At 49.1% G+C, this 9,583-nt stretch carries 10 protein-coding genes; all 10 read right to left on the minus strand.

Annotated features, from left to right (window positions below):
- On the minus strand, window positions 1-1,712 hold a 1,712-nt coding region (locus tag ASF13_RS08810), incomplete at its 3' end, for an ImcF-related family protein (RefSeq protein ID WP_235514971.1).
- The gene (locus ASF13_RS08815) at window positions 1,696-2,871 is read right to left on the minus strand and encodes a hypothetical protein (RefSeq protein WP_072166335.1); all 1,176 of its coding nucleotides are present in this window, start codon (window positions 2,869-2,871) and stop codon (window positions 1,696-1,698) included. The genes ASF13_RS08810 and ASF13_RS08815, both read right to left, overlap by 17 nt.
- 4 nt (window positions 2,872-2,875) lie before the next feature.
- Window positions 2,876-3,142, minus strand: a complete 267-nt coding sequence (locus ASF13_RS23420; protein ID WP_072166336.1) for a PAAR domain-containing protein — start codon at window positions 3,140-3,142, stop codon at window positions 2,876-2,878.
- Window positions 3,143-3,628: 486 nt separating this feature from the next.
- Window positions 3,629-3,862, minus strand: a complete 234-nt coding sequence (locus ASF13_RS24900; protein WP_233209079.1) for a hypothetical protein — start codon at window positions 3,860-3,862, stop codon at window positions 3,629-3,631.
- Between the two features lie 15 nt (window positions 3,863-3,877).
- Window positions 3,878-4,399, minus strand: a complete 522-nt coding sequence (locus ASF13_RS23425) for a hypothetical protein (protein ID WP_235514973.1) — start codon at window positions 4,397-4,399, stop codon at window positions 3,878-3,880.
- A 3-nt stretch (window positions 4,400-4,402) separates the two neighbouring features.
- Window positions 4,403-5,173 carry a hypothetical protein gene (locus tag ASF13_RS08820; RefSeq protein WP_056234970.1) on the minus strand — a complete coding sequence of 257 codons (771 nt, stop codon included), beginning with the start codon at window positions 5,171-5,173 and terminating at the stop codon, window positions 4,403-4,405.
- The gene (locus ASF13_RS08825) at window positions 5,166-5,459 is read right to left on the minus strand and encodes a hypothetical protein (RefSeq protein ID WP_056234972.1); all 294 of its coding nucleotides are present in this window, start codon (window positions 5,457-5,459) and stop codon (window positions 5,166-5,168) included. Before ASF13_RS08825 ends, ASF13_RS08820 begins: the two co-directional genes overlap by 8 nt.
- Window positions 5,460-5,613: 154 nt before the next feature.
- Window positions 5,614-6,384 (minus strand): hypothetical protein, encoded by a 771-nt coding sequence (locus tag ASF13_RS08830; protein WP_056234975.1) that lies wholly within the window; start codon window positions 6,382-6,384, stop codon window positions 5,614-5,616.
- A complete protein-coding gene (locus ASF13_RS08835) occupies window positions 6,377-8,398 on the minus strand; it encodes a lipase family protein (RefSeq protein WP_056234978.1) in 2,022 nt (673 codons plus the stop codon). Before ASF13_RS08835 ends, ASF13_RS08830 begins: the two co-directional genes overlap by 8 nt.
- 1 nt (window position 8,399) lies before the next feature.
- The coding region (locus ASF13_RS08840) for a type VI secretion system Vgr family protein (protein WP_156365575.1) at window positions 8,400-9,583 on the minus strand (1,184 nt) is incomplete at its 5' end.

Consider the following 9,583-nt stretch of genomic DNA (forward strand, 5'->3'; position numbering starts at 1 on the left):
CTCACCGTGTTTTCATCGGCCGCCAGGCGCCACTGCGGGTGCGCCGCCAGCTGCGCGCCATAAAACGAGAGCAGCGACGGGGCCACGCCCTGCCAGAGGCCGTCCTTCACGCCATCACGCGTCGGCCAGTGGTGCAGCAGCGCAGAGCTGAACCAGGCGGCGTCCATATGCTCCGGGCGTGCCAGCATCAGGTAGAGTTTCAGCTGTTCCCGGGTGGTTTTTGCCCTCTGCTCGCGCAGCGGGCTGCCCGGCGGCAGGGCATTAAAGGCGGTGATTTGGCTCTGCAGATGGTTCGCTGCCGCATCACGCAGCAGCGGTAAGGCGCCGTCCTGATAACGTGGCCAGAGTGTCGCCAGCAGGGCGTTATTCTGACTCAGCCCGGCCCGCTCATACCACGGCACGCCATGCTCAGAGCGGTACTGCAGGCGGGCCAGCGTTTTCTGCAACGCCAGCAGGGCGTGCAGGCGCTGCTCCAGCGGCTGCGTCTGCCGGGCGGCGAGCGCGGCCTGCTCCTGCGCATCCTGGATCACAGTGCGGTTGCTGATAAAGGAGAGCAGCATCCAGCCTGCCCACAGCACCATCAGCGCCGCGGTGGTGGGGAGCAGGACGTTGCGCCACGGCACGCCCGGCTTGCGCGGGCGAAGCGCGGCGGGCAGCGAGCGCAACGAATCCGGCAGCACATCCCAGCGCCTATCCATGCCCCAGTGATGCGCCACGCTGCGTTCCGCATCCTCAGAAATCTGGCTGAACACCACGCCCGCCAGCGGCAGCGGGCGGTACGGGTTTAGTATCACCGACAGCGGGTCGGCGACGCTTTGCGGCGTGCGCAGCAGCTGATCGGCCAGCGACAGCAGAAAGTTGTGCTGCGTGGAGTGGCAGACCTGCCGGATCCCCTGCGCGACCAGCTCCGGCGACAGGGCCTGAAGCTGTTGCATCAGCCCGTCGGCACGACACCCGGCAGGCAGCAGGCACCCGGCGGCCTGCGTGACGCGACCTTCCGGCTTCCCGGCACGCGGGTGCAGGGACCAGACATACAGCGGGAGTTTCCAGCCCAGCGCTTCACTGCGTGCGCTAATCGCATATGCCAGAGCATCCAGGGTGCCGTCAGAAGGAACAGGCAACGGTGGCTGAAGATGAGGATAAGACAGCTGGTCAAACGCCGATGTCACCCACACCAGCCCGTCTGCCGGGCGGCGGCGCAGCCTGCGCAGCGCGGTCAGCCAGGAATTATCGACCGGCGTATTGAGGTCACCGCCCCACAGCAGTAACGTGCCGCGATCTTCCTGCCAGAGCTGCTCCGTCAGGCCTGGGGTTAGCTGCTCCACTTCAGCGACGGTGCCGGTTATCAGCAGGATGCGGATTTTGCGGCCCCAGCGACGACCGTAGAGGTTACGCATGGCGTCGCGGAGGGTCTCGACGGTCACGTTGTCCGGGGCTTTCCGGTTAGGACGGGCTTCGTCCTGTGGCAGGGCATTATTCTGCTTGCCGGTTTCCCGGTGACGCCATTGCTTCACCAGACCCGTCAGTGCTGGGAAGTATCGCACGCCAAGAGCAAGGACGCCGATTAGCAAAAAACCGAGTACTTTTTCATTGTTGGTATCCAGCCAGATACGTTCTCCGTGATGCCAGATAAGCCCGGCCAGCGCAGCCAACAATAGCAGCAAAAAAAAGGTCAGCCCGCAGATACGTCCTGTTTTATTGAACAGATTCATCCTCACTCCCTGATGTGATGGTACAAATAAAATGTTCTGTGCCTGAAGAGGACAACGTCAGCCAGGATTGCTGACTGAGGCGGACAAAATCAGCCGCCAGCGCAGCGGCCAGCCAGGGCGAGCATGTCCCCTGTTTGCCACAGTAAGTTTCAACAGTCTGGATATCGCCAGGCTTCCAGCGAGCACCATGGGTATTGCCGATATTGAGGAGTTCGGCAGAATGCCCGCTCCATTTTTGAGCATCGCCAAGGATACCCACCGTTCGCAGCGCCTGGGTCTGCGTGGTGAGGAACAGCTGCAGTTCTTCGCCGAAGTGGTTCACATCCCACGACGCAGGACGCAGCAGACGGGCCTGATGGGCAATGGAATATTTGAGGGCAACATCATCGCTGGTAAGCAGCAGTACAGCCAGACCATCGGAATAACGATCCTGCCCCTGCATCTGCACCACCAGAACCAGTTTAACCGTCTCATCGGGTTGCTTAATTCGCTCTGCAACCATGCTGAAAGCGAGCGTATCGGTAATAGTCGTCGATGGCGGTTCAGCGCATGTCGGGAAAATTGCCTGCCAGCACTCTGCGAATTGCGTGTGAAGATCTTGCCGGGATGCGTCAGGCTCATCGGTCAGTACCGTGACCTGGAGGGGTAATTCACCCGGCAGGGCAAGAACGGCCTCTGCAACGCTTGAAAGTAGAGCCGAAATAGCGGTGACAAAAACGGGTTTATCGTTCGGCAGATAATCAATCCGGCGAACCAGATCCCGATAGTGGGTTAGTCCCTTTGCTTTCTGCTGCAATAACGCAGCAGAGATCTGCTCAGGCAACATCACGCAACTCGCCATGACGGCCAGATAACGCCCGGCCCATGCCGCCCACTGCTGCTGCGCGTACTGCGCTTCACGTTGCAGAAAGTGATAACGATCCAGCTCGCGCCCGTAAAAGTAACCGCGCGCACTAAAAGCAATCAGCCACAGCACCACCGGGATCAGTGAAAACAGCCAGATACTCACCGAATTAATCGCGCTCAGCCTGCCGGAAGCATGGAGAATAAACAACAGGATAGCGGCGATCGCCGACAGCACGCCCCCCAGCAGCCAGTTACCCGATGCTGGCGGCAACGGTTGTTCAACCGTAAAAGGTTTTTGACGTTCCCAGTTCATTTTTTTATCCTGTGACGCAATCCGGTGCGCTTGAGATAACCTGACAGCCGCACTGGCATTGACAGCCATCCACGACAATCGCTTTGCCGTCTGATGACCATTCTGCAGAACCTTCCACAATCTGATTGGTTCCATGCCCCGTAACCGGGCAGCTGACTTTATCGCCAACCAGCGCGACTTTTTTGCCATTCACGATCGTGGTAGAGGTCGCGGAAATAACCTGACCACCGTGCGTGGTTTTATCACCGAGTAATACGAATCCTTTGGGCATAAGATATCCTTAATTTTTAATTAACCGAAGTGACAGCGATTATATCGCCACACCTGTTTTCACCGGCAATAGTGCTATCGAAATTACGCCTCCACTTCCTGCTGCAGGTGGACATTGATAACGTTAGTGTTCGATTCAGTAATGGTGGAGCCATCCACCCCACTGACTCTCTTTTTCAGACATTCATGTGATATATATCTGGCTTCAAGGGGAAATGGCTTCGTATACTGGGACGGGTTATTTATTTCAACATTTACCCATTTTGTATCCGCCGGTGGAGATAAAGTTTTATTAACAACCTGGCTAAGACTGCAACCGGTAGCAGAGAGAAAAACCAGGTAAACTGGCAGGGTCTTGATTTTTTTATACATTTCCCATTATCTCTTCTCCGTATTAGGTCATCCATAAAAGCATATACCCGACGCGCAAGAATAATAATTAATTAGCCTGGCACGCCTAATAGATAAAATGCTCCTGCCAGTCAGTTCACTCAGCCTTCATCCTATTGACCTTATCAAAATCCGGAAATACGGTTCCATCGGATGTAACACTACCATCTGGATATATTACCCCAGGGTAAATGTCTTTGATTTTTTCTTTTGGCTCAACATATCTAATTAATTTATTTTCACCTAACGAAGGCTCAAATAAAACATTGTTACCATTTGTAATCCTGTAGCTTAAAAAACTTTCCTTCCCATACAAAGACAGGTCTTTCAATTTCTTATTAAGATTCTACTCCGTTATATAAGGATAATACTTTGGCGATAGTTTCAAATCCCCTTGCACTGATCTATATTTCCCGTTTCGCGAAGCATCATTATCAAAAGCGAGGGCCACACCCACCGCCGTACCAGGGACAAGACCTTTGCCAAGATGTATCGCGTCTATATACTCGATACCTAAATTGACCGCACTCAACGTCCATTTACACGAACCACCACCGGTCTTAGCAACTTTTGCTTTCCAGGTATCCCCGCTTTCTTGCTGCATAGGGATTACAATAACGTTATAGCTGGGTTCCGTGATAACGGAACCATCAAATCCACTGATTCTCCTTTTCTTGCATTCATACGAGATGTATCTGACCTCAAGTGGGAAAGGTTTCGTATACTGAGACGGATTTTTTACTTCAATATTGACCCATTTTGTATCTGCCGGCGGGGATGACGTTTTGTTTACGGTCCGGCTAAGGCTACAACCAGTAGCAGAGAATAACATCAGTGAAAGAAACAGCATCCTTGTTTTTTTATACATGTTCTATTTTACCATTTTTCTGATATCAGGATGGGTTGAACCATCAGATACAACCGTACCATCAGGGTAAATGATTTCATAGAATTCCCCCACCTTATACTCTTTCGGTGCTATCATTCTAACCACTTTGGATTCATCTAGCTTAGGTGCAAACTTAATACTTATCAAACCATCTGGATATAATATTCTTTTCTGTAAGAAATCTTCTTTACCAAAAATATTTAGAGAATCGTTTTTACGAATCATTTTATTAGTTTTAATCAACGGATAATATGTCGATGTAAAAAAAAGATTACTGTTAGATACAATATTAAACTGCCCATCACGAGAAGCGTCATTATCAAATGCAATTGTCACCCCAACAGCTGTGCCGGGTACAAGATCTTTGCCAAGGTGAGTAGCCTCAATATATTCAATACCCAGCGTTACGGCGCTTATCGTCCATTTACAAGAACCGCCGCCGGTCATGGCCACTTTTTCATTCCAGTAGTCACCATTCTGCTGCTGCATAGGGACTCGAATAACGTTATAGCTGGGTTCAGAGATAACAGAGCCGTCAAACCCACTCACTCTTTTTTTCTGACACTCATGTGATATATACCTGAGCTCAAGTGGGAAAGGTTTCGTATACTGAGACGGGTTCTTTACTTCAACATTAACCCATTTTGTATCTGGCGGTGGAGATAACGTCTTGTTAACAGTTCTACCTATGCTGCACCCTGACGATGAAAACAACATCAGGTAAAGCAGAATAATTTTTGATTGATTAAACATTTTCCATTACCTCTTCTCCGTATTGAGCAAACCGCAAAAGTGTATCGTTGCCTGACGGCATAGATAACGTAGGGGAAAGCGATATGCCAAGCAAGCCATCTATATTTAGAAAGATGTTATTTCTTGCTAACTCTCTTTCCGGCATGCCATTTTTATCTTCTTCCATCTGCTCCCTGAATGAATCAACGTTATACAGATGCTCAGTATAGGTACGTTTTTCCACTATCCCGGCATTATCAATCAGCTCTAAAACTTTGTTATACATATAGGGAACATAGGATGTCATAAAGTGTTCCAAAATATTTAAATTAGCGCATCTGTCCGGATTACTGCCTTTGGGGAAAAATCAAAGAGGCGGAATCCACTTTTCCGCCGTGAGAGGTTTTCTCACTAATAAAAACCAGACCTTTTGCCAAATTTCATTCTCGATATAAAAATAATTAATTAATTTTCATCTTGTCAACCTTATCAAAATCAGGAAAAAGTGTTTTTTCTGGTGCAACACTTCCATCCGGATAAATTATTTTGGAGTACACACCATCAGTTTTTTTTGATGGCTCTATATATCTAACAATTTTCATCTCATCAACTTCAGGGTAAAAATAAATACTGCTAAACTTAGATACTCTGTAAGAAAGGAAATTTTCTTTCCCTAACAGAGAAAGCGATTTTGTTTTCTCTGCTATTTTCCTCTCTCGAATATATGGGTAATATTTACGCGTAATATTTAAGTCACCTATAGAGGAGGTGAATTGGCCATTACGCGAAGCATCATTATCAAAAGCAAGCGTCACACCTATCGCCGTACCAGGTACAAGATCCTTGCCAAGGTGAGTAGCATCAATATATTCAATACCAAGCGTTACGGCGCTCAAAGCCCATTTACATGAACCGCCGCCAGTCATTGCTACTTTTGCTTCCCAGATATCACTACTCCCTTGCTGCATGGGGATCCCAATAACGTTATAGCTGGGTTCCGTGATAACTGAGCCATCAAATCCACTAATTCTTTTTTTCATGCATCCATACGAGATGTATCTGACCTCAATCGGAAACGGTTTCGTATACTGAGATGGATTTTTTACTTCAATATTGACCCATTTTGTATTCGCAGGCGGGTATAATGTTTTGTTTACAGTTCTACTTATGTTGCAACCCGCCACAGTAAACAATACCAAGGAAAGCAGAATAATTTTTGATTGGTTATACATTTTCCATTACCTCTTCTCCGTATTGAGCAAACCGCAAAAGTGTATCGTTGCCTGACGGCATAGATAACGTAGGGGAAAGCGATACGCCAAGCAGCCCTTCTATATTCAGAAAGATGTTATTTCTTACTAACTCTCTCTCCGGTATGCCATTTTTATTTTCTGCCATCTGCTCCCTGAATGAATCAACGTTATGCAGATGCTCAGTAAAGGTACGCTTATCCACTATCCCGGCATTATCAATCAGCTCTAACACCTTGTTATACATATAGGGCATATAGGAGGTCATAAAGTGTTCAAAAAGATTTATATTAGCGCCTCTGTCCGGATTACTGCCTTTGGGGAAAAAGTCCGTTAGATCTGCCTGCGTTAATGACGCTTTAAACTCTTTCTGCTTCTGACCAGCCTGCTGCATCTCCTGCTCCGCCAGCGCAGGGACCAGGTAAAGTTTAGCCTTAATGGGCAGTGAATTTATGATGGTAATACATCCCGCCGGAGTCGGCAGATCTCTCTTGCACTCTTTCCATTCCCGACTCTGGGTGACGGTGAGAAAGGCTACCGTATTGCCGTGGTGCCAGAAGCAGTCTCCCCAGGCAACCATCTGGTAAGCGAGAAGTTCACCCAGTGACCAGAAAAAGCCCAGAATACCGCCCAGCCATCCCCAGAGTTTATATAACTCATTATCCAGGTTGGCTTCCGCGGGTACAGCTGGAATCGGATCATTATCATTAACATGACGGAAATGGGTAATCTCCGACAATTGCATTACGGCATCGCGGGTAAAGGTTCGTGGCATTCCATAAGTATAAAGGAGAGGACTGTAATTCTTCAATTTTGCTGCATGAATTAGAGCCAAAGCCCCACCTAAGCTATGGCCAGAAATAAATAATAGTCTACCTTGCAACTTATCGAACAAGTCTTCAATCTCTTTTTCAAATTTTAGCTCAATCCGACTATATCCGCTCCAGAATCCGGTATGCACTTTCCCATTAGGAAGTAACATGGTGCATTGCGTTCTATCTATATCGCATATTTCTGAATTTACTGGTCTGAACGCAATATCCGTCCCCACATCAAACAAGCTGGCCGTGCCACGCCAGGCAACAATCACCTTATCCGCGTTATAGACATAATAAAGCTGCGTATCACCGTCTGCCTTTGTTGCTGCAGTATCCTCCTCTGTCTGTGCTGTTCCATGTGGATTCTTCTCATCTGCCTTAGGCGAAGTATCTCGCGAGGTATCCATAAACACCGGGGGATAATATCGCTTACTGTAGGGAACATCCTGTACTAACGTATTCCATGCAGCGCCGTCTTTATAAAGCTGAGGTAACCGGGAAAGATCCTGACACTGGTTAACAAAAAAGCTCATAATTGACACCGTATCCAGAGTGCTGTCATTTGCATAGGCAAGCGTCGCTGCCGCCCCAAGGTTAATTCCATTCGCAATGGAATAGTCCTTTTGATGATGCAGAACAAGCTCCCATGCTCTGAAAGGGCATATTTCAATCACGTGTCGTTTTTCCAGCTGATTGGTTCTTATTTTCACTCCTTTCATAATTTTATCCTGAGGGAAATGGAATGGCGGCCAGACCTCCCCATTTCTTAACTCAACTGAAGGAAGCGTCCGGCAAAGTTCACCGATCACTACATAATGCCAGATATACCCCTTCTCCTCGGCCCCAGGACGAACTACAGAATCATTTTCCGCATCCCTGCTAACGCGCAAGGCGCGTTTTTCCATTTCAGCTGCCAGTTGATTACCGTCTAAGGTCAGTTTCAGCTCAAGACCATGTGGCATATCAATTCTGATGAGTCCCTCTGCATCACTTTGACCTGAATAGGTAAAATCATCTACAGGACCAGAAACCGGATGTGAACTTTCAGCAGTCCATGGCATTTTCGCTACCGGATCACCCTGCTCATCAACCAGTTGAAATTCGACCCAGTAGGGCATTTGCTCTTCGCACGGAGCATGGGGGTTTTTACGATAAAGTGAGGAAACCGCTGTGGTCATTTTATTCGCCCTCCTGGCTATCAGCAACATTTCTCGGATATTCAATTTTTAGCTTTGAAGGCACAGACGTAAATATGGGTGCTGTTTCTCCAGCAGCACCGGAAACGCCGTTATAAACCTCACCTTCAGCCGTCGTAATGCGATAAGTGGTAAAGGGCTTGATCGATCCATTTTTTGATGAAGTCGTGGTAAATCCTTTGCTAAATCCTTTCGGGAAGGTAACAGGCGGAGTATCTAAACTGGCTGGCTCAGACTTATTAACATTGGTCGCTTTCAGCAAAATATTCCGCGGACATCCCAGTTCAATATTCCCACCGCTGAGTTTTATATAAGCACCACCGCAACTTAAAATCAGCTCCTTGCTGGCATTAACCCTCACGCTTCCCTGACCACTGGTGACAGTGACATCCTGTAATGCTGAGACATTCATGGCATCCGCTTGTGCCTGAATATCAACCTTCCCTGCCCCTGCATACATTTTCATTCCCGCAGCCTGTGCAAACAAACTTACAGCTTCGCTTGCAGCTACGGTGAATGATTGCCCGGCGCTGATATCGGTATTTTTTCCCGACATCAGGCCAATACTTGCTCCACCAGAAGCCAGACGGACAGTTTCAGGGCTTAGAATACCTATTCCGGCAGGCGCACTGGCCAGCATTCCTGGCATTTTGAGGTATTTCAATGCGTTGTTAAGCTCTTTTTGGCTGTCGATGTCTGATACCGTTACCTTCGCCCCTTTAGCGGCCACCTGAAGGCTTCTGGCCAGCGTGAGAGCCTGTTCCAGTTGTTCGACAGCCCTGTCCATTTCGAGCATTTTACCGCTGACGTCAGGTTGAGCATCCGCGGTCAGCAAAATGCCTTTACCGCCGCGAACGCTGACCCAGTCATTAGTACGCAGCTCTGCCCCTTCCCCCCGCAGCGCCCTGGAAGCGTCTACGTTGTGCCCCAGATTAAGCTGGGTCTTACCCCCGTACTCGGTGCTGAGCTTGATATGCTCTTCCCCGCGCCTGTCTTCCATGCGCAGCTTGTTCAGCCCGGCGGTGCGGATCACGTTGCGGGTGCCGTTCTTTTCCGTCACGTGGTCCACGTGGCGGGAGTCGTGCAGCGCATGGGCGATGTACGGGCGATCGGGGTCACCTTCGTGGAAGGCAATCGCCACTTCCGTGCCCTGAATCAGCGGGAAGT

Origin of the sequence: Erwinia sp. Leaf53 (genome assembly GCF_001422605.1) — a bacterium.
Classification (GTDB): domain Bacteria; phylum Pseudomonadota; class Gammaproteobacteria; order Enterobacterales; family Enterobacteriaceae; genus Erwinia.

Coding starts and splice junctions, on each gene's coding strand:
- ASF13_RS08820 (WP_056234970.1), bottom strand. CDS start 5,173: ATGTTTAATCAATCAAAAATTATTCTGCTTTACCTGATGTTGTTTTCA.
- ASF13_RS08830 (WP_056234975.1), bottom strand. CDS start 6,384: ATGTATAACCAATCAAAAATTATTCTGCTTTCCTTGGTATTGTTTACT.
- ASF13_RS23420 (WP_072166336.1), bottom strand. CDS start 3,142: ATGCCCAAAGGATTCGTATTACTCGGTGATAAAACCACGCACGGTGGT.
- ASF13_RS08815 (WP_072166335.1), bottom strand. CDS start 2,871: ATGAACTGGGAACGTCAAAAACCTTTTACGGTTGAACAACCGTTGCCG.
- ASF13_RS08835 (WP_056234978.1), bottom strand. CDS start 8,398: ATGACCACAGCGGTTTCCTCACTTTATCGTAAAAACCCCCATGCTCCG.
- ASF13_RS08825 (WP_056234972.1), bottom strand. CDS start 5,459: ATGACATCCTATGTTCCCTATATGTATAACAAAGTTTTAGAGCTGATT.
- ASF13_RS23425 (WP_235514973.1), bottom strand. CDS start 4,399: ATGTATAAAAAAACAAGGATGCTGTTTCTTTCACTGATGTTATTCTCT.